20 protein-coding genes are annotated in these 25,652 nt (G+C 63.3%); 9 read left to right on the top strand and 11 right to left on the bottom strand.

Features of this window, described 5'->3' with window-relative positions; all coding sequences use genetic code 11:
* Window positions 1–6: 6 nt before the first annotated feature.
* Window positions 7–243, bottom strand: coding sequence for a hypothetical protein (locus ACIPZB_RS24525; protein ID WP_400643106.1), 237 nt, complete (start codon window positions 241–243; stop codon window positions 7–9).
* Entirely contained in the window at window positions 236–1,003 is a 768-nt protein-coding gene (locus ACIPZB_RS24520) for a VacJ family lipoprotein (protein WP_400643105.1), read from the bottom strand. The genes ACIPZB_RS24525 and ACIPZB_RS24520 overlap by 8 nt, the downstream gene beginning before the upstream one ends.
* Window positions 1,004–1,172: 169 nt before the next feature.
* On the opposite strand from ACIPZB_RS24520, the gene ACIPZB_RS24515 reads away from it, so the two are divergent.
* Together ACIPZB_RS24515 and ACIPZB_RS24510 are read left to right on the top strand one after the other, a co-directional pair.
* Entirely contained in the window at window positions 1,173–1,883 is a 711-nt protein-coding gene (locus tag ACIPZB_RS24515; RefSeq protein WP_400643104.1) for a response regulator, read from the top strand.
* The gene (locus ACIPZB_RS24510; protein WP_400643103.1) at window positions 1,880–3,229 is read left to right on the top strand and encodes an ATP-binding protein; all 1,350 of its coding nucleotides are present in this window, start codon (window positions 1,880–1,882) and stop codon (window positions 3,227–3,229) included. Before ACIPZB_RS24515 ends, ACIPZB_RS24510 begins: the two co-directional genes overlap by 4 nt.
* Before the next feature lie 6 nt (window positions 3,230–3,235).
* Here the strand turns inward: ACIPZB_RS24510 and ACIPZB_RS24505 are convergent, their stop codons facing one another.
* The 3 genes from ACIPZB_RS24505 to dkgB form a co-directional block, all read right to left on the bottom strand.
* Window positions 3,236–3,700, bottom strand: a complete 465-nt coding sequence (locus tag ACIPZB_RS24505; RefSeq protein ID WP_400643102.1) for a DUF1348 family protein — start codon at window positions 3,698–3,700, stop codon at window positions 3,236–3,238.
* A gap of 165 nt (window positions 3,701–3,865) precedes the next feature.
* The gene (locus ACIPZB_RS24500; protein WP_400643101.1) at window positions 3,866–5,047 is read right to left on the bottom strand and encodes an MFS transporter; all 1,182 of its coding nucleotides are present in this window, start codon (window positions 5,045–5,047) and stop codon (window positions 3,866–3,868) included.
* 6 nt (window positions 5,048–5,053) lie between these two features.
* Entirely contained in the window at window positions 5,054–5,857 is an 804-nt protein-coding gene (gene dkgB / locus ACIPZB_RS24495; RefSeq protein WP_400643100.1) for a 2,5-didehydrogluconate reductase DkgB, read from the bottom strand.
* A gap of 222 nt (window positions 5,858–6,079) precedes the next feature.
* Here dkgB and ACIPZB_RS24490 point away from each other — a divergent pair, with 222 nt between their 5' ends.
* Complete coding sequence (locus ACIPZB_RS24490; protein WP_400643099.1) at window positions 6,080–10,099, top strand: NEL-type E3 ubiquitin ligase domain-containing protein; 4,020 nt, start codon at window positions 6,080–6,082, stop codon at window positions 10,097–10,099.
* Between the two features lie 42 nt (window positions 10,100–10,141).
* Here the strand turns inward: ACIPZB_RS24490 and ACIPZB_RS24485 are convergent, their stop codons facing one another.
* The 3 genes from ACIPZB_RS24485 to ACIPZB_RS24475 all read right to left on the bottom strand — a co-directional run bounded on the left by ACIPZB_RS24485 (window position 10,142) and on the right by ACIPZB_RS24475 (window position 13,969).
* On the bottom strand, window positions 10,142–11,719 hold the full coding sequence (locus ACIPZB_RS24485; protein ID WP_400643098.1) for a hypothetical protein: 1,578 nt from the start codon (window positions 11,717–11,719) through the stop codon (window positions 10,142–10,144).
* A 119-nt stretch (window positions 11,720–11,838) separates the two neighbouring features.
* Entirely contained in the window at window positions 11,839–12,333 is a 495-nt protein-coding gene (locus tag ACIPZB_RS24480) for a DUF934 domain-containing protein (RefSeq protein ID WP_008098847.1), read from the bottom strand.
* Window positions 12,317–13,969 (bottom strand): nitrite/sulfite reductase, encoded by a 1,653-nt coding sequence (locus ACIPZB_RS24475; RefSeq protein ID WP_008098849.1) that lies wholly within the window; start codon window positions 13,967–13,969, stop codon window positions 12,317–12,319. Before ACIPZB_RS24475 ends, ACIPZB_RS24480 begins: the two co-directional genes overlap by 17 nt.
* 203 nt (window positions 13,970–14,172) lie before the next feature.
* On the opposite strand from ACIPZB_RS24475, the gene ACIPZB_RS24470 reads away from it, so the two are divergent.
* The gene (locus ACIPZB_RS24470; RefSeq protein ID WP_400643097.1) at window positions 14,173–15,249 is read left to right on the top strand and encodes an ABC transporter substrate-binding protein; all 1,077 of its coding nucleotides are present in this window, start codon (window positions 14,173–14,175) and stop codon (window positions 15,247–15,249) included.
* Between the two features lie 269 nt (window positions 15,250–15,518).
* Here the strand turns inward: ACIPZB_RS24470 and ACIPZB_RS24465 are convergent, their stop codons facing one another.
* Window positions 15,519–15,737, bottom strand: a complete 219-nt coding sequence (locus tag ACIPZB_RS24465) for a DUF2970 domain-containing protein (protein ID WP_008098865.1) — start codon at window positions 15,735–15,737, stop codon at window positions 15,519–15,521.
* Between the two features lie 161 nt (window positions 15,738–15,898).
* A complete protein-coding gene (metH, locus tag ACIPZB_RS24460; RefSeq protein ID WP_400643096.1) occupies window positions 15,899–19,606 on the bottom strand; it encodes a methionine synthase in 3,708 nt (1,235 codons plus the stop codon).
* A gap of 166 nt (window positions 19,607–19,772) precedes the next feature.
* Here metH and ACIPZB_RS24455 point away from each other — a divergent pair, with 166 nt between their 5' ends.
* The 5 genes from ACIPZB_RS24455 to ACIPZB_RS24435 all read left to right on the top strand — a co-directional run bounded on the left by ACIPZB_RS24455 (window position 19,773) and on the right by ACIPZB_RS24435 (window position 25,233).
* Window positions 19,773–22,073: a fatty acid cis/trans isomerase gene (locus tag ACIPZB_RS24455; protein WP_400643095.1), complete on the top strand. Its 2,301-nt coding sequence runs from the start codon at window positions 19,773–19,775 to the stop codon at window positions 22,071–22,073.
* Window positions 22,074–22,268: 195 nt separating this feature from the next.
* Window positions 22,269–23,303, top strand: coding sequence for an acyltransferase family protein (locus ACIPZB_RS24450; RefSeq protein WP_400643094.1), 1,035 nt, complete (start codon window positions 22,269–22,271; stop codon window positions 23,301–23,303).
* Window positions 23,304–23,361: 58 nt separating this feature from the next.
* Window positions 23,362–23,946 (top strand): Fe-S biogenesis protein NfuA, encoded by a 585-nt coding sequence (gene nfuA, locus ACIPZB_RS24445; protein ID WP_008095845.1) that lies wholly within the window; start codon window positions 23,362–23,364, stop codon window positions 23,944–23,946.
* A 198-nt stretch (window positions 23,947–24,144) separates the two neighbouring features.
* Window positions 24,145–24,753, top strand: coding sequence for an SCO family protein (locus ACIPZB_RS24440; RefSeq protein WP_008095847.1), 609 nt, complete (start codon window positions 24,145–24,147; stop codon window positions 24,751–24,753).
* A complete protein-coding gene (locus tag ACIPZB_RS24435) occupies window positions 24,754–25,233 on the top strand; it encodes a copper chaperone PCu(A)C (RefSeq protein WP_400643093.1) in 480 nt (159 codons plus the stop codon).
* Between the two features lie 145 nt (window positions 25,234–25,378).
* Here ACIPZB_RS24435 and ACIPZB_RS24430 read toward each other — a convergent pair whose 3' ends face one another.
* Window positions 25,379–25,606, bottom strand: coding sequence for a hypothetical protein (locus ACIPZB_RS24430; RefSeq protein ID WP_016393610.1), 228 nt, complete (start codon window positions 25,604–25,606; stop codon window positions 25,379–25,381).
* Window positions 25,607–25,652: the final 46 nt, after the last annotated feature.

Raw genomic sequence — 25,652 nt, 5'->3', positions numbered from 1 at the left:
GGATGGCTAGAGCGGCATGCCTTCCCTGGCCATCCACTTCAGCAGCGTGGCAATCGGCACGCGGCGGTGTACTTCATGACGTTGCAGTGCATTGCCGTTGCCATACCGCTCGCGATAGCGGCTCACGATCAGGTCTCGACCATCGTCGGACACCCGCGCCTCAAGCTCGTGCAGCAGCCCCTGCCTGGCGTCACTCTCCAGGCGGCGGAACAGCAGCACTGGGGACTGGACTACATCATTCATCGCTGTTCATCTCCTGGCAGCTCGACGGGCGTTTGCCCGGCGCGCCAATCTCGGCTTCGGCCACTCGGTCGGCGCGCTGCTGCGCCGTGTAGTTACGCAATGCGCTGTAGTAATCGGGCTGCAGGCGCAACATGTCGGTCACCGGCAGTGCTGCCGCGCGACCGTCCACCAGGCCGCCGGCCGACGCCACGCTGGTCATCGTACTGACCGTGTCGCTGCTGTCGCCAAATGGGTTGAGCGCCAGGCCCAGCACCGTGCCGGTCGCATCACGCAGGTTGTGCGAACCCAGCACTGGCAGTTCGACGATCGGGCCATCGGCCATGTCCCATACGGCGAAGGTCTGGCCGAAGTCCGAGGTGTGGCGGTCCAGCCCCATCTTGCCAGACACATCGAACAGGCCGGCCACGCCCAGGGTGGTGTTGAACATGAAGCGCGACAGGCTGGTCATCGCCCGTTCGCCATTACCTTGCAGTACGTCGTTGACGAAGACTTTCGGCTCGCCGAAGTTGGTCGTGAAGTTGTGTACGCCTTGGCGGGTGAAGTCGGGCAAGTGCTTGTAGCCGCGAGCGATGGGGGCCAGCGCGTAGTCATCGACACTTCGGTTGAAGGCAAACACGGCTCGGTTGGCCGGTTCGGCCGGGTCGCTGACCTGATAGGCCATGTGTCCGCAGGCACTGGCAGGCGGGCGATTGCTGCAGCCACCGGCGGCGAGCAGGGTCAGGGCGAGAACCGTTTTGTAGGCTGAAGAAGACTTGGGCATGGGGCAGATTCCAGTCAAGAACTGGTGCCAATGCTGCCGATGTTTGATTGCCTGGGAATGTCCGCTTTATCTCGTTGCTGACACTTTATTGCAGCGTAGAAATATATGACGGATGCCGGATGATGGCATTACAGTACGTCTTATTTGACTTTGTTCGCGGTGCCCCGGCGTGAGTTATTTGCTAATTGTCGACGATGATGTCGAAGTGCTCGACCTGCTCCAGAAGTTCCTTCGTCAGCAGGGTTATGAAGTCGATGTTGCCTGTGATGGCAAGGGGCTCTGGCAGGCGCTTGAGCGGCGCGTGCCAGACCTGGTCATTCTCGATGTGATGCTCCCGGGCGACAGTGGCCTGGTGCTGTGCCAACGCCTGCGCGCCGAATACAAGGTCGGCGTGATCATGCTCACCGCCATGGGTGAGTTGAGTGATCGGGTGGTCGGGCTGGAGCTGGGTGCGGACGACTACCTGACCAAACCGTTCGCCGCCCGGGAGCTGCTGGCCAGGGTGCGCGCGGTGCTGCGCCGGGCGAGCGAAAGTACCAGCAAGGCGCCGGCCAACCCCCGGACATTCCTCGAGTTTTCGGGCTGGCAGCTGGATGTGATGCGGCGTGAACTGCGCTCGCCGGAGAACGTCCTGATTCCCTTGTCCAACGGTGAGTTCGAACTGCTGCTGGTGTTCGCCGAGCACCCCCGGCGCGTACTCAGTCGCCAGCAGTTGCTGGACCTGGCGCGGGGCGAGGCACACGACGCCTGCGACCGTAGCATCGACGTGCAAGTGAGCCGGCTGCGCCGCAAGCTTGAAACCGATGGCGACAGCGAGCCGCTGATCCGCACCTTGCGCAATGTCGGTTATCTGTTCACCGCTCATGTGAACAAGCGATGAGCTGGCTTGCCTGGGCACGCAAGGCCATGCCCCGGCCACGTATCACCATTGCCCGCTGGATCGCGCTGACCACCCTGGCGGCCATGCTGAGCCTGCTGCTGCTCAAGTGGCTGTTCAGCCTGGTGCTGGGCGTCTGGACACAACCGCCGTTGCTGGAAAGCGGTGTCATCGAAAAGATCGCCACCGTCACCCGCATGATCGATGCCGCCGCCATGGCGCAGCGCGCGACCATCGCCAGTGCCGCTGGCGATGGATCTTACAGCGTGCAATGGCTGCGGCGGCGTGACGAGTCCGACTTGCCGCTGCAGGGCGAGCGCGACGTCCACAAAGGCGCGATGATACTGAGCGACCTGTTGCAGCGCCCGAATGTGCAGATCGAGGTGTTCGGGCCCAAGAACCTGCCGGCATCGCAGCGCGGTTATGCCCTGCTGGTCCAGCTCTCGGACCAGTCGTGGGTGCAGTTTCATGTCAACGATCGCAGCTGGGGTTTGGATGAGCTGCCGCGCAACCTGATCATCCTGGCGCTGATGATGGTCTCCAGCCTTGCCGTGGCCTGGTTCGCCGCGCGTTATCTGGCCGATCCGCTTGAGCGCTTTACCGAAGGCGCACGGCGCTTTGGCAAGGATTTCAACGCACCGCCGATTCCGGTGGTCGGCCCCCACGACCTGCGTCAGGCCATCCTCGCGTTCAATGCCACCCAGGCCCAGCTCAAGCATTTCATCGATGACCGCACGCAGATGCTGGCGGCGATCTCACATGACTTGCGCGCGCCGCTGACGCGCATGCGCTTGCGCGGCGAGTTCATCGAGGATGCCGAACTGCAGGCGAAAATGTTCAAGGACGTGGACGAGATGCAGGCGATGGTCGACGCCGCACTGCAGTTCTTCCGCGATGATGCGCGGCTGGAGCAGGTCACCGCCTTCGACCTGGGCGGGTTGCTGCTGACGGCGGTCGACGATTTCAAGGATGCGGGCGTGGATATCACCTACAGCGGGCCGCAGCGCTGCGTGTACGTTGGCCGGCCAATCGGGATCAAACGGGTGGTGGTCAACCTGCTCGACAACGCTGCGAAGTACGCCTGCGAGCCTGCGGTCCAGCTGACGGTCGATGCCGAGCAGATCGTCATCCGCGTGCTCGACCGTGGTCCGGGCATTGCGACGCATCTGCAGGAGCGTGTGTTCGAGCCGTACTTTCGCATCGAAGGCTCGCGCAACAAGGATACTGGCGGCGTTGGCCTCGGCTTGCCTGCAGCCCGCGCCATCGTGCTCGAGCAGGGCGGTAGCATGACCCTGAGCAATCGCCCGGTTGGCGGGCTCGAAGTCAAGGTCACGCTACCGGTCGGCTGACGGCCATCAGAGCCCGAGGTCGCTGAGGCCGGGGTGATCGTCCGGCCGTCGACCCAGGGGCCAGTGGAATTTGCGTTCCGATTCAGCGATCGGGTGTTCGTTGATGCTCGAATGACGATGCTGCATCAGGCCATCGTCGGCAAATTCCCAGTTCTCGTTGCCATAGGCGCGGAACCACTGGCCGCTGTCGTCGTGGTACTCATACGCATAGCGCACGGCGATGCGGTTACCGGTGAAGGCCCAAAGCTCCTTGATCAGGCGATAGTCCAGCTCGTGGTTCCACTTGCGTACCAGAAAAGCCTCCACTTGCACACGACCACGGGGAAACTCCACTCGGTTGCGCCAGACGGTATCGAGCGTATAGGCAAGCGCCACCTTGGCGGCGTCGCGGCTGTTCCAGCCGTCTTCGGCCAAGCGGACTTTTTCGATGGCGCTGTCGCGGGTGAAAGGGGGCAATGGGGGGCGGGACATCGGTGAGCTCCTCGAATTGATTTCGCAGGTAGGAGCGTAGTACCGGGAGGAGCGCCCGAGAATGGGCGCTCGCGACATTTGATAATTTCGGCAAGTGCAATGCTTGTGCTGTCTTGCCCGAACCGAAGGGCCCGAGGCTGCGGCGCAGCCTCGGGAGGTTGTCGATCAGGCCATGCCGCTCAGGGCCTTGTCAGCCACTTTGTCGCGCCCGCCCAGCCACACCAGCAACAAGCCGGCAGCCGCCAGCATGCCACCCGCCATCGGTACCGCCGCATAGCCCAGGTCCAAGCTGATCACCGCGCCGCCCAGGGCCGCGCCCACGGCATTGCCCAGGTTGAATGCGCCGACGTTGATCGACGATGCCAGCCCAGGTGCCTCGGCGGCTGCGGTCATCACCCGCATCTGCAGCGGCGGAACCACGGCGAAGGTGAACACGCCCCACACCAGCAAGGCGACGGCGGCACCGAGGTGGCTGCCGAGCACCAGCGGCATCAGCAGCATGATCAGCGCCAGGGCGCCGAGGAAAATGCGCGCCGCGCCGTCCAGCGACCAGTCGGCCAGGCGACCTCCCAGGCTGTTGCCCAGGGTGAAGCCGACCCCGATCAGTACCAGGCCAAGGGTGACGAAGCTGTCCGAGGCACCGGTCAGTTCGGCCAGCACCGGCGCCACGTAGGTGTACAGGGTGAACATGGCGCCGGCGCCGAGCACGGTGGTGGCCATCGCCAGCAGGACGTTGGGACGAGCGATCACGGCCAGTTCCTTGCGCACGTGGGGCACGCTGCCGCGCTCACCCTTGGGCAAGGCATACCACAGGGCGGCCATGGCCAGCAGGCCAAGCACCGCAGTACCCGCGAACGCCATGCGCCAGCCGACCTGCTGGCCAATCCAGGTGGCGGCCGGCACGCCGCCGATATTGGCGATGGTCAGGCCCATGAACATGGTCGCCACGGCGCTGGCCTGCTTGTCCTTGGGCACCACGCTGGCGGCCACCACCGCGCCGAGGCCGAAGAAGGCCCCGTGGTTGAGGCTGGTGACCAGGCGCGAGGCGAGCAGGGTGTAGTAGTCCGGCGAGAGTGCCGACAACAGGTTGCCGAGGGTGAAGATGGCCATCAGCGCCATCAGCGCGGCACGTTTGCCGAAGCGGCTGAACAGCAGCGTCATGATCGGCGCGCCGACCATGACCCCGATGGCGTAAGCGGTAATCAGCATCCCCGCGCTGGGAATGCTGACATCCACGCCTTCGGCAATGACCGGCAGCAGGCCCATCGGTGTGAACTCGGTAGTGCCGATGCCGAAGGCGCCGATGGCCAGGGCCAACAAGACCCGTTTAGGCGAAAGTGTGCTCATTGCTGGTCAGTCCCACTCCGGTGCCAGTCCATCCGGGCTGACTTCACGGCCACCGCGTTCGAGCGCGGCGATTCGGGCCATGTCATCCGCGTCCAGGTGCAGGTCGCGGGCAAGCAGGTTGCTCGCCAGGTTCTCGCGTTTGGTGGACGAAGGAATGACCGCGTAACCCAGTTGCAGGGCCCAGGCCAGGGCCACCTGGGCAACGGTGGACTTGTGCTTGGCGGCAATCTCGGCCAGCACCGGGTCTTTCAGCACCTTACCGTAGGCCAGGGTCATGTAGGAGGTGACGGTGATGCCCTGCTGCTTGAGGAAGCCGGCCAGCTTGCTGTTCTGCAGGTAGGGGCTGAGTTCGATCTGGTTGGTGGCGATCTCACCTGCGCCCACCACGTCGATGGCCTGGCGGGTTAGCGCGATGTTGAAGTTGGAGACACCGATCTGCCGCGTCAGCCCAAGCTTTTTCGCCTCGGCCAGTGCGCCCATGTATTCGGGCAATTCAACGCCGTTGCCAGGCGCCGGCCAGTGGATCAGCAGCAGGTCGACGTGGTCGGTGCGCAGCTTGGTCAGGCTCTCGCGCAAGCTGGGGATCAGTTTGTCGGCGGCGTAGTTCTCGACCCAGATCTTGGTGGTGATGAACAGCTCGCTGCGCGGTACGCCGCTTTCGGCGATGGCTTGGCCGACTTCGGCTTCGTTCTTGTAGATCTGCGCGGTGTCGATGACCCGGTAGCCCAGTTCCAGTGCGGACTTGACCGAATCGATGACGGCTTGGCCAGTGAGGCGGAAGGTGCCGAGGCCGAAGGATGGGATGCTCATGGGGCTGCTCCTGAATTCAGCGGGCCGTGGCCCGGTCGATGTGTCGAGTGACAGGCAGTGTGCGGCTTTGGGGCGTGATGATTAAGGGGCCCGTCGGCCAAGGTCATTTGCGCCGTGGTCACGAATTAGCGTAGCGGTCGTGCAAAAGGTACATAGATATGGCCTGGGAACAGTCCTTGTCAGGTCAGCTGCCGTTCTCCTTTCAGAACGGACCCGCGCGCCATGACCGATTCCCCGATTGCCAAGGATTCCATCGATGCCCTGATCGCCCGACAGCTGCCGAGCTGGCTGACCGGCGCAGCACCTGAACTGCTGGCGCAGTTGCGTATCTGTGCAACCCGCCAGCAACAGGTCCAGGCCCAACTGAAACCTTTGCTGGGTGCTGTCGAACCCTTGGACAGCTTCGCCGAGCCGCTGCTCAGGCAAGCCTTGGCCAATGCAGGGTTAGCCGAGGTAAATCCGCGCAGTGCTCAGCTGAAAATAAAGTATCTGCGGCTGAAGCCACCGATTTCCCCAAGCTTGCCTCTTCACTACGAAAGCACCGAGCAGCGCCGGACACTACTCGCGGCCGCGCTGCATAATTTCCACCAGCGCGAGACCACAAGCGCAGGTTTCGCCCCTGGCTCAGGCCTGCTGGATGCGAACGGCCAGCCGCTGGCCATGGCCCCTGAGCGCTTCGCCGAGCTCTGTCGCACCCTGGACCTTGGCACGCAATATCAAAACCATCTGAAGTCGCAGCTTCAAGACGGTGCAACAGGGCAAGCTGTCGCGGCGGCCATGGAGCAAGCCTTGCGCATCAACCTTGAAGTGTCCGCTGTGGTTGCCAGGGTCCGCAACGAGATCGACCAGGCTACGCTCCAGCCCATCCTGAACATGCTTGCCGAGCAACCGGCAAACCCGCTCGCCGCTGCGACGCTGCACTGCCACAGCGTGCGTTTGCTGGGCAAGCGGCTGATCGGCGCGCTGGCCATGGAACTGCGCCAGGCAGGTAAGCTGCTCGGTGTGGTCGCCTGGCTACCGGATGACCCTTATGCCCCTCTGAGCTGGCACGCCAGCTGGCCTTCGCTGTACCTGACCCTGGGCGTGCGCCTACGCAGTAGTAGTTACCGCATTTACATCCAGCGCCTGATCGCCGAGCGTGATCGGGTCGGTTTCAACACCGTACTCAGGGCGCGCCTGGCCACGGGCGGCAACGATGTGCCAATGGAGGTCGATGGCCGGCATTTCGCAATCGAAGGTAACGTGTTTGCCAGCCTGCGTCGGGAGCAGCTCGACAAGATGCTGGATGACGCTCGGGTGCTGGCAGTGCCAACCGGAGACGAAGACAGCGAGGACCGCCGCGCCCGTTTGCATGCCTACCTGGAGTTGGGGCTGGACTTGTTGGGGCTGGCGGCGTTCTTTGTGCCGGGGCTAGGCGAAGTGATGCTCGGCGTCATCGCGGTGCAGATCGCCAGCGATGTTTATGAGGGCTATGAAGATTGGCAACTGGGAGACCGGGATGCTGCTTTGGGGCATCTGTTCAATGTCGCCGAAACCGTCGCGCTGGTTGGCATCACTGCCGGCGCTGCCCATGGCCTGGGCAAGCTTGCCCAGCGGGTGAGCAAAGTCGACGGCCTGCTGCCGGTGGCCCTTGCCGATGGCCGACTGCGCCTGTGTGACCCTGGCCTGCCGGGTTATGCGGTGGAAGAGGGCGAGCAGGCATTGGATGTGGGCCAGACCGTTCACCAGGGTATTCGACAGCACAGGCGCCTGCACGAAGGTGTGTATGTGGTGGCACAGGATTCGGCCGGCGGCGACTGGCAAATCCGCCACCCTACCCAGCCCGATGCCTATTCACCACGCCTGGAACACAACGATGCGGGGGAGTGGCGGCATGAGTTGGAACGCCCGCGCTACTGGGATGACCCTGTGTATCTGGTGCGGCGTTTGGCCAGCCGCACGGCTGCGATCAGTGAAGAAGAGGCGCAGAGCGCGCTGCGCAGCACGGGCTTCGATACCAATCGCCTGCGTCGCCTGCACCTGGAGAACGCCCCGCCGCCCGCACGGCTGCTGGATGCTATCGAACGTCAGCAGTTGCACGCGCGTTATCCGCAAGTGCAAGGGGACGCGTTCGAAGAGATCTTCAACAACCGCCAGGTCCATCCGCAGCCTGCCGACCAAGTGTTGATGCGCGACTTTACCGGCCTTACACCGCGCTGTGCCCGGGAAATCGTCGAGCAGGCCAACAGTGTCGAACTGGACAGCCTGCTGAACGCGCAACGTGTGCCCTTGAGCCTGGCTGAGCAGGTACGCTGGGCCGTACGCGACAGCCGGCTGGACCGCGCGTGCGCCGCCTTGTACAAAGAGGGGACGATCGCCGAGGGTGTTGAGCTAGACCGGGAAGCGCTGGCAAAGCAGATCGGCCTGGCGCCTGTCGGGCAGGGTATACGCCCACCGCAGCGCTTGCTGGACGGGCGCCTGGGTTATCCGCTCAGCGGTCGCGGCCAAGGTAGCCGCCAGGCACTTCTGCAGGGTTTGGGGCAACTGTTCCCGCTGCTTGACGATGCCCAGTTGGCGCGTTACCTGGAGGGTTTGGTACAGCGTCAGGTGGACCCTTGGCAGCACTTCAGCCAGTTGCGCCGGGCCCGAGAAAGCCTGCAGCAAGCCTTGCATGCCTGGCGTAATGAGCCAAGCCAAGGCCTAATCCGCCGCCTGCGCCGCGCCTGGGTGGCCAGGCGTATCCTCGGCAGTTGGCGGCGCATGTACCCGGGCACGGTGGAGGGCGACTTTCATTTGATCATCAATGGCGATCATGTGGGAGGGCTACCGACAGTGCCCGCAGATGTGGACTTCAGCCACATAAGCCACCTGACCCTGCGCGACATGCATCTGGACGCCATCGATGCTTCCCTGTTCGCGCGGTTCTCAGGCGTTCGCAATCTGGACCTGAGGGACAATCAGTTGTCTCGTCTGCCTGCTGGGATCGAACAGATGAGCGGGCTGAGAAGCCTGCTCCTGGGCAACAACCGCATCGTGCTCACCGCCGAGGACAACCTGCGTTTGAGCCAGCTCCGTGATCTGCGGCGCCTGGATCTGAATGACAACCCCATTGGCATGTCGCCCTCCCTGGCGTCTTTTACGCAGTTGCGTCGCTTGTCCTTGCGCCGGACCAATGTGCGCGAGTTGCCGGCAGATGTGACCGTCCATGCCAACTTGCAAGCCCTGGACCTGCGTGACAACCGGATCAGTGAGTTGCCGAACGATCTTTCGGGTTACTCGCCGCGTTTGTTGCGCCGCCTGCATCTGCATGACAACCCGCTCACCGAGGAAAGCGCGCTACGTTTACAGCGCGCGCGTGCCAGTGCCGATGCAGGTATGTCGGCTGGCTTCGTTCATTCGCAAAGCGACGGCTCCCCCCACGAATCATGGCTGCGCGGATTCACACCGACTCAGCGTGAACAGCGGCTGGCGCAATGGCAGCGTGTCCAGCGCGAGCGGCGATCCGGGGACTTGATGCGGTTCTTCTCGGACCTGCTCGATACCCGCGAGTACCACAACCAACCCCGCGATGTGCAGGCGCGGGTATGGCATATCATCGAGGCCTGCGAACAGCATGCCGAGGTGCGCACCCGGCTGTTCGAACAAGTGAGCGGGCCACGAACCTGCAGCGATCAGTTTCTGATGACACTCAGCGAGCTGGAAGTCGGTGCACTGGTCGCCAGAGCCAATGCACAGAGCGCGGGGCTTCACACTGAGCAGGCGCTGGTAAGCCTGGGACGCTCGCTGTACCGGCTGGACCGGGTGAATGCCATCGCCGCCCGGCAGGTGGCCGTACTGGGGGCGAACGACCCGGTGGAAGTTTACCTGACGTATCGCGTCAGGCTGGCGGACAGCCTGGATCTACCTGCCCAGCCGAGTGACCTGGCGTATCAGCCTTTCAGTGGAATAACTGCGGCGGACCTCGGGGCCGCCCGGGCCGAGGTGCTGAGGGAGGAAACCACCCAGGCATTGGCCGAGGCACTGGCTGACCGGGAGTTCTGGGTGGAGCATCTGCACGCGCAGCATGCCCTGCGCTTCGAACAGATGAACGTGCCCTTTCACGAGCGTTTGGATGCATTGACGGAGCAGGCGCCGACGATGGCCGATCAAGCTTATCTGCAGCAGGTGGAGCAAATCGTCGTGGAGCGTGAGGCGGCGGAGCGCAACCTCATCGTTGAGTTGAGCCGCGAGGCGGTGCTGCGTCAGGGCTGGCAGATCGGTTAATGCGGGAGAAAGGAACCAGCCCGCCAAATGGCGGGCTGGGCGTCATGCGCCTATCTGCCCCGGTACGGACTGCAACAGCCACAGGTGGCGCAGCCCGGCCAGCTGGTCTTCCAGCGTTGAAGCCGCCCCGGTGCGCCGCGCGGCCTGGTCCTGGTCGAGCAGCTTTTCAAGCATGTTCAGCAAGTCGCGTGATCGATCCGCCGAAGCGCGGCTGGTGTCATCCGTTTTCAGTACCCCGTCCTGATAGGTGCGCACACGCTCTTGCTGGCTGGCCTCCTGGGACGTGCTGGCTTCCACCAGCGAGTTGTTGGCGAACGCCAGGCGGGTGGTGCTGCGCGAAACGTCCTCGACCTCGTGATAGCGGTAGTTCTGCGATTTGCTGTCACGGGTAAGCATCAAGTCCACCAGCGGGTTGAGGCCCTTGTGCCAGGCCGCCTTCAGGCTGGCTTGCTGATCCTGCTGCACGGTCAGGTTTGCAGCATTGCCTTTGCGGCGGGTGGACTGCGAGACCTTGTAGTCGAAGTGATCCGCTTCCTCAGGCCGCATCGGGTTGGTCTTCTGCACGGTTTGCGTGATCGAGGCATCGAAGTCGGCCAGGCCGCTCAACAGCGTGCGGCTGACCTTGTTCTGCGCCGTGTCATGCCCGGATGGGCGTGGGCTGGCGTCGTCCACACGGTTGAGCTGGCTGAAGGCATCCTTGAACAGGGCCATCAACTGCTCATCACCTTGGCCGCGCTGCTGGGCGGTATCGAACTGGGTCAGGTAGTTGGCCACCGCCGCCTGGCGCTGTGCCTGGCTGCCGATCAGGGTACCGCCCTGGGTATCGAGGTTCATCTTCACCTCGCCGCTCGGGCCTTGCAGCTTCAGGCTGCGGGTGTGTTCGTCCAGGTGCAGGTCAAAGGTCTGCTGGGTTCCGCTGGCGGTGTCCAGCTTGGCGTTCATCTGCAGGCCAGTGAACAGGCTTGGGTCGAGCTTGACCAGCGCGCCCAGTTGCAGCTGAGGGGGCTCCCGGGTCAGACCGTTGATTGCGGACTGGAAGCTGTCTGCCAAGGCTGCCAGACCTTTGAGCTCTTCGCGGGTCAATGTGCCGCCCTGTACGTCGGCGTCGACCGCGAGGCCCGCGTCGCTGCTGTACAGGCCCAGGGAAATGGTGGCGCCCGATGCGCTGGTGAGCTGGAAGGTCACACTGTTGGTGGCATGCTCGCGCAGCCTGGCTTGTTGCATGCCCAGCAGCAAGGGCTCGGTGGCCGTGCCGTCATTGACCGCCAGGCCCGACTGGGTAATCCGTTGCCCACCGTTGGCCGCCAATTGTTCGAGCAGGGCGGCGCCAAGGCCCTGGAAGCGTCCTGCAGGGGAAGTCGACTGAACCGCGCTGTGCATGTACATGCTGAGCTTGTCGAGGCCGTTCTGCTCCCATACGTACTGGCCCTGCACCGCCTGGAGCGTGCCTTTGGCGGTGTAGGTCCGGGGTTCGACGCTGGTGGGCTGTTGGCCAAGGCTGACCACGGTGCTGGGGCGCACGGTCAATGCCTGGGGCCAGTGGGTGCTGGCGACCTGGGGGGCGCGTGAGGCGATTTGAACGACGGGTGTCAGGCGTACCGCGGAGGTGATGAGGGTCATCGCCAGCATCCTTACTGATCATCAAGGCTAAACCTTGATATCGGCAGGCCGGCAACAAACCTGAATGCTGCAACAGAAAGCACATGGCCCACCAAAGGGTGGGCCATGTAGCACAACGATCAGCGGCGGCGGAACAGCGGCAGCGGTTCGTCAGTGGCGGCCTGATAGGTCACCGAGAAGTCTTTCAGGCTTTGCAGTGCGTCTTCCGGGTCCTTGTCGGCACGGATGGCGAACGCATCGAAACCGCAGCGGGCCATGAAGAACAGCTGGTCTCGCAGCACGTCGCCAATGGCGCGCAGCTCACCCTTGAACTGGTAGCGGTCACGCAGCAGGCGCGCATTGGAGTAGTTGCGCCCGTCGGTGAAGGCCGGGAAGTTCAGGGCGATGACCTGGAAGTGCTGCACGTCGTCACCGATCTCTTCGGCTTCTTCGTCGCTGTCCAGCCACACGCCCAGGCCGCCGTCGCGGGCCTTGAGCACGTGGGCATGGTCACGCCACAGGTGCAGCGGGACGATGTAGTCGTCGCAGTTGGTCAGCTCGTCGAGGGTGGTTTCCTTGGGCAGCAGGTGCCAGGTTTCGTCGACGATCTGATTGTTCTTAATGATTCGCTGCATAGACGCGTTCCTTGAAGGGGTCGATGCCGATACGCTGGTAGGTGTCGATGAAGCGCTCTTCCTCGGTACGCTGTTCCACGTACACGGCGATCAGCTTTTCGATCACGTCGGCCATGGCGTCCTGGGCGAAGGACGGGCCGAGGATCTTGCCCAGGCTCGCGTCGCGCGCGGCGTTGCCGCCCAGGGACACCTGGTAGAACTCTTCACCCTTCTTGTCCACCCCGAGGATGCCGATGTGGCCGACGTGGTGGTGGCCACAGGCGTTCATGCAGCCGGAGATGTTCAGGTCGATTTCGCCGATGTCGAACAGGTAGTCCAGGTCGTCGAAACGGCGCTGGATGGATTCGGCGATCGGGATCGACTTGGCGTTGGCCAGCGAGCAGTAGTCACCGCCCGGGCAGCAGATGATGTCGGTCAGCAGGCCGATGTTCGGCGTGGCGAAGCCCGACTCGCGCAGCTCCAGCCACAGGGCGTGCAGCTGGCGCTGCTCGACGTCGGCGAGGATGATGTTCTGCTCGTGCGAGGTGCGCAGGAAACCGAAGCTGTAGCGCTCGGCCAGGTCTGCCACGGCGTCCAGCTGCTTGTCGGTCAGGTCGCCTGGGGCAACGCCGGTCGGCTTGAGCGACAGGGTCACGGCGACATAGCCAGGGCGCTTGTGGGCGCGGGTGTTGCGCGAGCGCCAGCGGGCGAAACCTGGGTTTTCGGCGTCCTGGGCGCTGTAGTCGACGTTGTCGAGGGCCAGGTACTCAGGGTCGACGAAGTGGCGCGAGACGCGCTGCACTTCTTCTTCGGTCAGGGTGCTGCTGCCGCCGCGCAGGTGGGCCATTTCGGCCTCGACCTTCTCGGCGAACACTTCCGGCGTCAGTGCCTTGACCAGGATCTTGATCCGCGCCTTGTACTTGTTGTCACGGCGACCGTAACGGTTGTACACGCGCAGGATGGCATCCAGGTAGCTGATCAGGTCCTGCCACGGCAGGAACTCGTTGATGAACGAACCGACCACCGGGGTACGGCCCAGGCCACCGCCGACCAACACGCGGAAGCCCAGCTCGCCAGCGGCGTTGCGCACCGGCTCCAGGCCGATGTCGTGCACCTCGATCGCGGCGCGGTCTTCTTTGGAACCGTTGATGGCGATCTTGAACTTGCGCGGCAGGTAGGCGAATTCCGGGTGGAAGGTAGTCCACTGGCGGACGATCTCACACCATGGGCGCGGGTCGACGATCTCGTCTGCGGCCACACCGGCGAACTGGTCGGTGGTGGTGTTGCGCAGGCAGTTGCCGCTGGTCTGGATCGCGTGCATCTGCACGGTGGCCAGCTCGGCAAGAATGTCCGGGATGTCTTCCAGGGCCGGCCAGTTGTACTGCACGTTCTGGCGGGTGGAAATGTGGGCGTAACCCTTGTCGTAGTCGCGAGCGATCTTGGCCAGTGTGCGGACCTGGTGGGCGTTCAGCTGGCCATAGGGCACAGCGACGCGCAGCATCGGCGCGAAACGTTGGATATAGAGGCCGTTCTGCAGGCGCAGAGGGCGGAATTCTTCTTCGCTCAGCTCACCGGCCAGGTAGCGGCGGGTCTGATCACGGAACTGCTTGACGCGGTCCTCGATGATCCGCTGATCGTACTCGTCGTATACGTACATAAAAGTCCTGTCTCAGGCTGCATGCAGCAATTCGCGCGCACGGCCGCGCACTCCAGTTCGGAGCCGAGGAACGATATCAGGTTGGGGTTATGCGCTAAAGTGATGTTTTTGCATATGAAAAGAACCAAACGAACTAACTGAGACTGACTGGCATTTGTTCGTCGGCGCTTATAATCCCGCGTTTTTTACAAGGGGTTGACCGCATGCTCAAGGCGCTATGCCAATGCTTGTGCCTGAGCTTGCCAATGGCAGCCACGGCGCAGGCTGCTTCGGTGGTGTTCCTCAACCCCGGGCAACCCACTGAAACCTTCTGGCTCAGCTACTCGCGCTTCATGCAGGCGGCTGCCGATGACCTGGGCATGACCCTGCGGGTGGAGTACAGCGAGCGCAATGCCGAGCGCGCGCTGACCCAGGCGCGGGCCGCTCTCGAAGGGCCGCAGCGGCCGGATTACCTGGTGCTGGTCAACGAGCAGTACGTGGCGCCGGAGATCATCCGGTTGTCCCAGGGTACCGGGGTCAAGCTGTTTCTGGTCAACAATGGCCTGACCGCAGGCCAGGCGCACAGCATCGAGGCGCAACCTGGCCGATACGCGCAGCTGTTGGGCACGCTGACGAGCAATGACGAACAGGCCGGTTACCAGATGCTGCACCAGATGGTGGCGTTGCTGCCGCGCAGCAACGAACCGATCGACCTGGTGGCGTTTGCCGGGGTCAAGACCACACCGGCCTCGCAGTTGCGCGAGCAAGGCATGCGCCGGGCCCTGGCCGATTTCCCACAGGTGCGCTTGCGCCAGGTGGTGTACGGCGGTTGGAACCGGCAACGTGCCTTCGAGCAGGCGCAGCAGTTGCTGCAGCGCTACCCGGATACAAAGCTGGTGTGGTCGGCCAATGACGAGATGGCCTTTGGCGCCATGCAGGCGTTCGAAGCGGTGGGGCGCAAGCCGGGGCGCGACGTAGTGTTCAGTGCGGTCAACAGCTCGCCCGAAGCGCTGCGCGCGCGGATCGACGGCCGGCTGGGGGTGCTGATGGCCGGGCATTTCAGTGTCGGCGGCTGGGCCATGGTCATGCTGCATGACCACGCGCAGGGGGTGCAGATCAACCGTGACGGTCGGTCCGAGCATGTGCTGCCGGTGTTGCAGTCGATCGACCAGGCCAAGGCCCGGCGCTGGCTCAAGTTGCTGGAAAAGGACGACTACGGTGTCGATTTTCAGCGTTACAGTGCCGAAGGGCGGCCGGCGAACTACCAATATCCTTTTATTGCGTCACCCGTCGACTATTGAAAGACCCTGCTTGAGCAAAGGGCATGGCTCGTCTTAACTGCTGGTGGTGAAGTGCATTCCCATAACCACTACAAGAGGCAATGCAATGGGAAACTCTACCAAGGTCCGCAAAGCTGACAGCAGTGTCGATGCCTGGGCGATCCTCTGCCTGATCGTTCTGGTGGTGGTCACTGCCGTGTATTGGGTCAGCCACCAGTAGCACCTTGTTTTTTAGACCGTGATGCAACCTGAGCCGCCCGCGGAAGGGAATTTCGCGGGCGGATTGCGTTCTAGCGGGCGGTGAGGTGCAGGGCCAGCTGCACCAGGCCGATCAGTACCAGGATGAATACCAGGGTGAACAGCGTGCCCAGCGCGATGAAATGGCTGGCTTTGCCGTGGGTGAAGTCGCGCGCGCGGTTCTTGCCGCTTTGCACGCCGAAGGCGGCGGCGAGGATGCTGTGCAGCATCTGCCAGAAGGTGGGCGGCTTGCCTTGGCTGGAATCGTCCATGGGGGCTCCTGAGGAAATCGGAGGCAATCAGGGACAGTGTAGGTGGGCTAGGGGCTGCTGCGCAGCCCTTTCGCGACACAAGGCCGCTCCTACAGGGCGTCGCGTGATCCTGTAGGAGCGGCCTTGTGTCGCGAAAGGGCCGCAAAGCGGCCCCAGCGATCTCAGCTGTCATACCCAAGGTTAGGCGCCAGCCAGCGCTCGCTCACGCTCACATCCTGCCCCTTGCGCGCGCTGTAGCTGTCGATCTGGTCCTTGTCCACCTTGCCCACGGCGAAGTACTGCGCCTGCGGGTGGGCAAAGTACCAGCCACTGACCGCCGCTGCCGGGAACATCGCAAAGTGCTCGGTCAGGAACACACCACTGGCCCCGGTCTCACCGATCGCGGTGCCATCGAGCAGACGGAACAGCGTTTCCTTCTCGGTGTGGTCCGGGCAGGCCGGGTAGCCCGGGGCAGGGCGGATGCCGCTGTACTGCTCCTTGATCAGCGCCTCGTTGTCCAGGTGCTCGTCACGGGCATAACCCCAATGCTCTTTACGCACCTGTTCGTGCAGCCATTCGGCGCAGGCTTCGGCCAGGCGGTCGGCCAGGGCCTTGACCATGATCGAGCTGTAGTCGTCGCCCTTGTCCTGGTAGGCCTTGGCCACTTCCTCGGCACCGATGCCGGCGGTCGTGATGAAACCGCCCACATAGTCGGTGACGCCGCAGCCCTTGGGGGCAACGAAGTCGGCCAGGGAGAGGTTGGCCTTGCCTTCGGGCTTGATGGTCTGCTGGCGCAGGTGGTGCAGGGTAGCCAAGGTCTGGCCGTCTTCGCCATACACTTCGATGTCGTCATCGGCCACCTGGTTGGCCGGCCAGAAGCCGAACACGGCACGGGCACTGATCAGCTTCTCGTCGATCAGTTTGTCGAGCATCTCACGGGCGTCCTTGTACAGTGCCGTGGCGGCTTCGCCGACCACTTCATCGGTGAGGATGCGCGGGAACTTGCCGGCCAGGTCCCACGAGATGAAGAACGGTGTCCAGTCGATGTACTCGGCCAGGGTGCGCAGGTCGATGTTTTCCAGCACCTTGACGCCGGTGAAGGAGGGGACCGCCGGCTGGTAGCTGGCCCAGTCGTACTGTGGCTTGGTCGCCACCGCCTGGGCATAGCTCAGGCGCTCGGTGCGGGCGCTGCGGTTGGCGGTGCGCTCGCGGACTTCGACGTAGTCCTGGCGGGTCTTCTCGACAAAACCGGGTTTGAGTTCCTTGGACAGCAATTGGGTTGCCACGCCCACCGCGCGCGAGGCGTCGGTGACGTAGATGACCGCGTCATTGCTGTACTTGGGCTCGATCTTGACCGCTGTGTGCGCCTTGGAGGTGGTGGCGCCACCGATCATCAGCGGCAGGTTGAAGCCCTGGCGCTGCATTTCGCGGGCGACGTGGACCATCTCGTCCAGCGACGGGGTGATCAGGCCGGACAGGCCAATGATGTCGCACTTTTCGTCGCGGGCGGTCTGCAGGATCTTCTCGGCCGGCACCATCACGCCGAGGTCGACGATGTCGTAACCGTTGCAGCCCAGTACCACGCCGACGATGTTCTTGCCGATGTCATGCACGTCGCCCTTGACCGTGGCCATGAGGATCTTGCCCTTGGCCTCGGGCTTGTCGCCTTTCTCGGCTTCGATGAACGGAATCAGGTGGGCCACCGCCTGCTTCATCACGCGAGCGGACTTCACCACCTGCGGCAGGAACATCTTGCCGGCGCCGAACAGGTCACCGACCACGTTCATGCCACTCATCAGCGGGCCTTCGATGACCTCGATGGGGCGTGCGCATTGCTGGCGGCATTCTTCGGTATCTTCGACGATGAACGCCGTGATGCCCTTCACCAGCGCGTGCTCCAGGCGCTTTTGCACCGGCAGCGAACGCCACTCTTCGTTTTCCACTTCCTTGGCTGCGCCGCCGCCCTTGAAGTCGTCGGCAATGGCCAGCAGCGCGTCGGTGCCATGCGGGGTGCGGTTGAGCACCACGTCCTCGACCTTCTCGCGCAACGCGGCCGGGATCTCGTCGTAGATCTCCAGCTGGCCGGCGTTGACGATACCCATGGTCAGGCCGTTGCGAATGGCGTGATAGAGGAACACCGAGTGGATCGCTTCGCGCACCGGGTTGTTGCCGCGGAACGAGAACGACACGTTGGACACACCGCCGGAGCTCAGCGCATGGGGCAGGTGGTCACGGATGAAGGCACAGGCTTCGATGAAGTCGACGGCGTAGTTGTTGTGCTCTTCGATGCCGGTGGCGACGGCGAAGATGTTCGGGTCGAAGATGATGTCTTCTGGTGGAAAGCCCACTTCGTTGACCAGGATGTCGTAGCTGCGCTGGCAGATTTCCTTCTTGCGTGCGGCGGTGTCGGCCTGGCCGACCTCGTCGAAGGCCATCACCACCACGGCGGCGCCGTAGCGCTTGCACAGGCGGGCGTGGTGCTTGAACTGCTCGACGCCTTCCTTCATGGAAATCGAGTTGACGATGCCCTTGCCCTGGATGCATTTGAGGCCCGCTTCGATCACTTCCCACTTCGACGAGTCGATCATGATCGGCACGCGCGAGATGTCCGGTTCGCAGGCAATCAGGTTGAGGAAGCGGACCATGGCGGCCTGGGAGTCGAGCATCCCTTCGTCCATGTTGATGTCGATCACCTGGGCGCCGGCCTCGACCTGCTGCAGGGCGACTTCCAGGGCCTCGGTGTAGTTCTCTTCACGGATCAGTCGGGCGAACTTGGCGGAACCGGTGATGTTGGTGCGCTCGCCGACGTTGACGAACAGCGACTGGCGATCGATGGTGAACGGTTCCAGTCCCGACAGGCGGCAAGCCTTGGCGATTTCCGGAATTTCACGTGGCTTGTACTTGGCCACGGCTTCGGCAATGGCCTGGATATGGCCCGGCGTGGTGCCGCAGCAACCGCCGATGATGTTGAGGAAACCGCTGGCGGCGAACTCTTCGACCACCGCAGCCATCTCGGCCGGGGTTTCGTCGTATTCACCGAAAGCGTTCGGCAAGCCGGCGTTGGGGTGGGCCGAGACGTGGGTGTCGGCCTTGGTCGACAGCTCTTCCAGGTACGGACGCAGGTCCTTGGCGCCGAGGGCGCAGTTCAGGCCCACGGAAATCGGCTTGGCATGGCGCACCGAGTTCCAGAACGCTTCGGTGGTCTGGCCGGACAGGGTACGGCCGGAGGCATCGGTGATGGTCCCGGAGATCATGATCGGCAGTTCGATGCAGTCGTCCTCGAACACCTGCTGCACGGCGAAGATCGCCGCCTTGGCGTTGAGGGTGTCGAAGATGGTTTCGATCAGGATCAGGTCGGCGCCGCCTTCGATCAGGCCGCGGGTGGCCTCGATGTAGTTGGTTACCAGCTCGTCGAAGGTGACGTTGCGGTAGCCGGGGTCGTTGACGTCCGGGGAGATCGAGCAGGTACGGCTGGTCGGGCCGAGCACGCCGGCGACGAAGCGCGGCTTGTCGGGGGTTTCCAGGGTCTTGGCATCGGCCACCTGGCGGGCGATGCGCGCGCCCTCGACGTTCAGCTCGTAGACCAGCGACTCCATGCCGTAGTCGGCCTGGGAAATCTGCGTGGCGTTGAAGGTGTTGGTTTCGAGGATATCGGCACCGGCGTCGAGGTAGGCTTTCTCGATGGCGGCGATCACGTCCGGGCGGCTGAGCAGCAGCAGGTCGTTGTTGCCTTTGACGTCGCTTGGCCAATCGGCGAAGCGCGTGCCACGATAGTCGTGTTCCTCGAGGCGATAGCTTTGGATCATAGTACCCATGCCGCCGTCGAGGATCAGGATGCGCTCTTTGAGTGCGTTCTGGAGTGCTTGGAGACGAGCGCTGCGGTCGGACATAGGAACTACCTGGTCGGGCAAATATCAGAAGGTGCGGAATCATAACAAAGCTGCGCGGTTTTTAGGCGCATCGGCCATTTGCATGAATTTTGTTCATGTTGAGCCACAAGCACCCAAGGACGACCAGACAATCGTGATGGCTTTCAAGAACCAGGACTTACGGCACATGGTGCATCGCCTTATGGCTGCCGCCCTTGCCTTGCTGACCAGCAGCATGGCGTTCGGGCAGCCCCCCCAATCGAGCCCGGCAATTTCCTACACCCGGGATATCCAGCCGATCTTCACCGAGAAGTGCGTGGCCTGCCACGCCTGCAACGACGCCGCTTGCCAGCTCAAGCTGGAAAGCCCCGAAGGGGCGGTGCGCGGCGCCACCAAGGTACCGGTGTACCAGGGTGAACGCAGCAAGGCGGTGCCCACCACGCGGCTGTTCTACGATGCCCACACTGAAGAACAGTGGCGCAGCAAGGGCTTCTATTCGGTGCTCGACAACCAGGGCAGCCAGGCGGCGCTGATGGCGCGCATGCTCGAGCTGGGGCACAAGACGCCACTGACCCCCAATGCCAAGTTGCCCGAGGACATCGTTCTGGGGCTGAACCGCAACAACATGTGCCCCTTGCCCCACGAGTTCGACGCCTATGCCGGCGCCCACCCGAAAGAGGGCATGCCATTGGCGGTCACCGGCCTGACCGACCAGGAATACCAGACCATGCAGCACTGGCTGGCAGCGGGCGCGCCGGTCGAGTACCAGCCAATCAAGCCCAGCGAGGTGGAAGCCAAGCAGATCGCCGACTGGGAGGAACTGCTCAATCGCCCAGGCTCGACCGAGGCACTGGTGGGCCGCTGGCTCTACGAACACCTGTTCCTGGCGCACATCTACTTCGTCGGCGGCGATCAGGGTCACTTCTTCCAGTGGGTGCGTTCGCGCACACCTAGCGGTCAGCCGGTCGACCTGATCGCCACCCGGCGCCCCAACGACCCACCGGGCACCGATTTCTACTATCGGCTGATTCCGGTGCAGGGCGTGATCGTGCACAAGACCCACATCACCTACCCGATGGGGCCGCAGAAGCTCAAGCGGGTCAAGCAGCTGTTCTATGCCGGCGACTGGCACGCCTCGGCGCTGCCGGGCTACGGCCCGCGCCACCGGGCCAACCCGTTCGAGACCTTCGAGGCGATCCCGGCGGTGGCGCGCTACCAGTTCATGCTCGACAACGCCGAGTACTTCGTGCGCACCTTCATCCGCGGCCCGGTGTGCCGGGGGCAGATCGCCACCGACGTGATTCGCGACAACTTCTGGGCGCTGTTCCAGGAACCGGCCCACGACCGTTACATCACCGATGCCAAGTACCGTGGCCAGGCCACGCCTTTGCTGGCCATGCCGGGCCAGATCGATGACGTGGGCAGCGTGCTTTCGCTGTGGCACGCCTACCGCGACAAGCGCAACGAGTACGAGAAGCTGCGCCGCGAAGCCTATGCCGATATGCCGGAGCCGGGCTGGGCGACCCTGTGGGCCGGCAACGACAACGCCATGCTGAGCATTTTCCGCCACTTCGACAGCGCCTCGGTAACCAAGGGCCTGATCGGTGACGTGCCGCTGACCGTGTGGTTGTTCGACTACCCGCTGTTCGAGCGTACCTATTACCAGCTGGCGGTCAACTTCGATGTGTTCGGCAATGTCTCGCACCAGTTGCAGACACGCCTGTACTTCGACCTGATCCGCAACGGCGCCGAGATCAACTTCCTGCGCCTGATGCCGGCGGGCCAGCGCGGCGCGATCCTCAGCGACTGGTACCAGAACAGCGGCAAGGTGAAGATGTGGCTCGACTATGAAGACATCGACACCGATACGCCGAGCGGCATCAAGCTCGACCCGCGCGACCCCAAGCGTGACTTCGGTCTCAAGCTGTTGCAGCGCACCGGCAGCCTGAATGCTGCGCCCGACCCGATCAACCGCTGCCAGGGCGCTTACTGCTCGCGGCCGCAGATGAGCGAAGCGTTCCGCAATGCCGAACAGTCGCTCAGCCGTCTGGTGTCGCGCCCGGCGGCGGGACTGAAGGTGATCAACCAGCTGCCCGAGGCGACCATGCTGCGCATCGAAGGCGAGGGTGGCCAGCGCCAGGTCTACAGCCTGTTGCGCAACCGGGCGCACAGCAACGTGGCCTTCCTGCTGGGCGAGGCCCGTCGCTACCTGCCGGGGCTGGATACCTTGACCTTGTACCCAGGGGTGCTGAGCAGCTATCCGAACTTCATGTTCAACATTCCGGTCAAGGATGTGCCTGAGTTCGTCGAGGACATGGAGTACGCGCGCGACGATGCCGACAAGTTCGAGCGTATCGTCATGCGCTGGGGCGTGCGCCGCAGCCATCCGGAGTTCTGGCGCTACTTCCATGACCTGAACACCTACATCAAGGAGACCACGCCGGTAGAGGCGGGCGTGCTGGACATGAACCGCTACGAGAACCTCTGATCGGTTCGGCTGACCTTTGCGAAAGCACTGCGGTCGGAAACGGTGGGTGGTCCGGGGCTGCTTTGCAGCCCAATCGCCGGCAAGCCGGCTCCCACAAGGCCATGTACAGCATGATCTGTGTGGGAGCCAGCTTGCCGGCGAACGAGCGCGAAGCGCTCGCCGGGCCTCAATGCACCGGCAATCGCAGGGTATTTCATGCTGTATTCGCTTCAGGCACTGCGGGCGTTCGCCGCCTGGGTGGTGGTCTGCCACCACTTCATGCAGATCTTCTTCGACTTCCACGCCACCGGCCCCATCGGCCAGCTGCTCAGCGACCGCGGCGCGGTGGGCGTGGACATCTTTTTCGTCATCAGCGGGCTGGTGATCTACCTCTCGACCCGTGACAAAGCCATCCAACCGCGTCAGTTCCTGCTCAACCGGGCCCTGCGGATCGTCCCTGCCTACTGGTTCTACACCGCACTGATGGCGGCGCTGCTGCTGGCCTTCAGCCAATGGATGCCACATCAGGAATTCGCCTGGCGCCACCTGTTCCTGTCGCTGTTCTTCATCCCTGCGGAGAACCCCGGAGGCTACGGTTTGTACCCGACCCTGAACGTGGGCTGGACGCTGAACTTCGAGGTGTTCTTCTACCTGCTGTTCGGCCTGGCATTCCTGGTTCGCCAGCGCCACCACCTGTTGCTGGTGACGGCCGCGTTGCTGCTGGTCAGCGAGGTGCTGGGCCGCCTTGGCGTGCTCAGCCGCTTCTACAGCAACGACATCATCTACGAATTCCTGCTGGGTATCGGCCTGGGCGTGCTGTATCGCCGAGGGCTGGTGCGCGAAGGCCTGTGGCTGCCGTTGGCGCTGCTGGCGGTGGCGGGTTATGCGCTCTACCACCTCGACGCTTCCCAGCGTCTGCTGCACTGGGGCCTGCCCAGCGCGCTGGTGGTGCTGGCCTTCATCGCCCTGGAGCCGTACTTCCAGGGCAATCGCGTGCTCAAGGCGCTGGGCGACTGCTCGTACTCGGTGTACCTGGTCCACGTACTGGTGCTGTATGCCGGCTGGTTCGCCTGCCAGCGCCTGCACTTGAACCCTTACCTGGTGTTCGCCCTGTGCGTGCCGTCCATTGGACTAATGTCGTGGTTCAGCTATCAATGGCTGGAGCGTGGCCTGTACCGGCGGATGCAGGCCTGGCTGGCGGCGCCACGGGAGCAAAACCCGGTGTTCGCGCTTTCCCGAGTCAAATGCTAGGACTTTGTTCAAGGGCCAGGTTGGCGTACACTTGGCCGCAAGACTGTGAGGAACTTCCATGAGCGCTATAACCATTACCGACGCCGCCCATGATTACCTGGCCGATCTGCTTTCCAAGCAGAACACGCCTGGCATCGGCATCCGCATTTTCATTACCCAGCCGGGCACCCAGTACGCCGAAACCTGCATCGCCTACTGCAAGCCGGGCGAAGAAAAACCCGACGACGAGCCGGTGGGCCTGAAGAGCTTCACTGCCTACCTCGACGCGGTCAGCCTGCCGTTCCTGGAAGATGCACTGGTCGACTACGCCACCGACCGCATGGGTGGTCAGCTGACCATCAAGGCGCCCAACGCCAAGGTGCCGATGGTCAACGAAGACAGCCCGATCAACGAGCGCATCAACTATTACCTGCAGACCGAGATCAACCCGGGGCTGGCCAGCCACGGCGGTCAGGTGAGCCTGGTCGACGTGGTCGACGATGGCGTAGCGGTGCTGCAGTTCGGTGGTGGTTGCCAGGGCTGTGGCCAGGCCGATGTGACCTTGAAGGAAGGCATCGAGCGCACCTTGCTCGAGCGTATCCCCGAGCTCAAAGGCGTGCGTGACGTGACTGACCACAGCCAGAAAGAAAACGCCTACTACTGATGGGTGTTTGATGGTTGCTAGCAACAAACTGTTACGGTTTCAACCCCTGCGACAACTGGCCGCAGCCCGTGTTTAAAGGGCTGCGGGCCTTCTCCGCCTTGGTCGGGTAGAACCCCTCTGGGTGTCATGCAAGAATGCCCCGGTTTTTTCGGCCGGCCCGCTTTAGGGGTCGGCACCTTCCCTGAAAAGGATGGTTTCATGAATGATCTGTTGACCCGGCGCGCAGTAGTCGCCGGGATGGGCGTTCTCGGGCTCGGCCTGCTGGCAGGCTGCAACCCGGCCCGGGGGCTTGATTTCAAGTATGGCAAGAACATGAGCAACGAGATCCTCGGGCGCAAGTTCCGCCTCAAGGATCCCCAGGGTAACGAGCGTACCCTGTCGAGCTTCTACGGCAGCATGCCGATGATCTTCTTCGGTTTCACCCAGTGCCCGGCGGTCTGCCCGACTGCGCTGGCGCGCGCGGCGCAAATCAAGAAGCTGCTCAAGGGCCGCGACCGCGATCTGTTCCAGGTGGTGTTCATCACCCTGGACCCGGAACGCGACACCCCCGAAGTGCTCGATGCCTACCTCAAGGCCTTCGACCCGACGTTCACCGCGCTCACTGGCACCCCCGAGGAAATCGCCGAGGTGGCCAAGGAGTTCAAGGTGTTCTACGAGAAGGTCCCGGCCGGCGACACCTATACCATTTCCCATTCGTCCACCAGCTACGTCTATGACACGCGTGGCACCTTGCGCCTGAGCCTGGGCCATTCCCTGAACGCCCAGGAATGTGCTGAAGACCTGCGCACCCTGATGGAGATCTGCTGAATGTCGATGCAACCAATCAAGCGCGGCCTGGCCGTTCTGGCCTTGATGGGCCTGGCCCTGCCGGCCCTGGCCCAGACCACCGTGAGCGATGCCTGGGTACGCGCCAGCGTGCCGCACCAGCAGTCCACCGGTGCCTTCATGACCTTGACCGCCAGCAGCGACAGCAAGCTGGTCGGCGTGGCTTCGCCGGTGGCCAAGACCGTGCAGGTGCACGAAATGACCATGAACGGTGACGTGATGGGCATGAAGGAAGTGAAGGCGGTCGAGCTGCCGGCGGGCAAGCCGGTGAGCCTGGATCCCAATGGCTACCACGTGATGCTGATGGGCCTGACCCAGCAGGTGAAGGAAGGCGAGAAAGTGCCGCTGACCCTGACCATCGAAGATGCCAAGGGCGCTAAGGAAACGCTGGACGTGCAGGCAGAAGTTCGAGCCCTGACTGCGGGCGCGGGCGGGCATGACCACATGCACATGAACCACTGATTCAACTGATTCACCCGGGGCCGCTTCGCGCCCCTATCGCCGGCAAGCCGGCTCCCACAGGTTCTTCACAGCGCTCAAGGCTTGCGCTGTACCTGTGGGAGCCGGCTTGCCGGCGATAGGGGCGCGAAGCGGCCCCGTTCATTTTTCAGCTACGAAACCGTGGCAAAGGCCGGTCGAGCGTCAGCGAGGTCAAGGTCTTGCGGACCTGGGCTTCGTCGGCCTCCAGCGCCTTCAGGCTAGCGCGGATCTTGCCGGCGGCGGGCACATCGCCCTGCCGGTCGATCCAGTCGGCAATCTCCTTGCAGGCACTGCTCAGGCAGGCTTGGCGCTGGGTCATCAGCGACAGGAGGGTGGTGAGCTCTCTTTCGGACATGGCAGGATCCTCCGTTTAGCCCTGTCAGTGTAGCAGAGGGTTTCTG

Origin of the sequence: Pseudomonas sp. NPDC089396, from assembly GCF_044749545.1 — a bacterium.
Classification (GTDB): Bacteria; Pseudomonadota; Gammaproteobacteria; order Pseudomonadales; family Pseudomonadaceae; genus Aquipseudomonas.
This window is presented reverse-complemented; position numbering and strand designations above follow the sequence as displayed.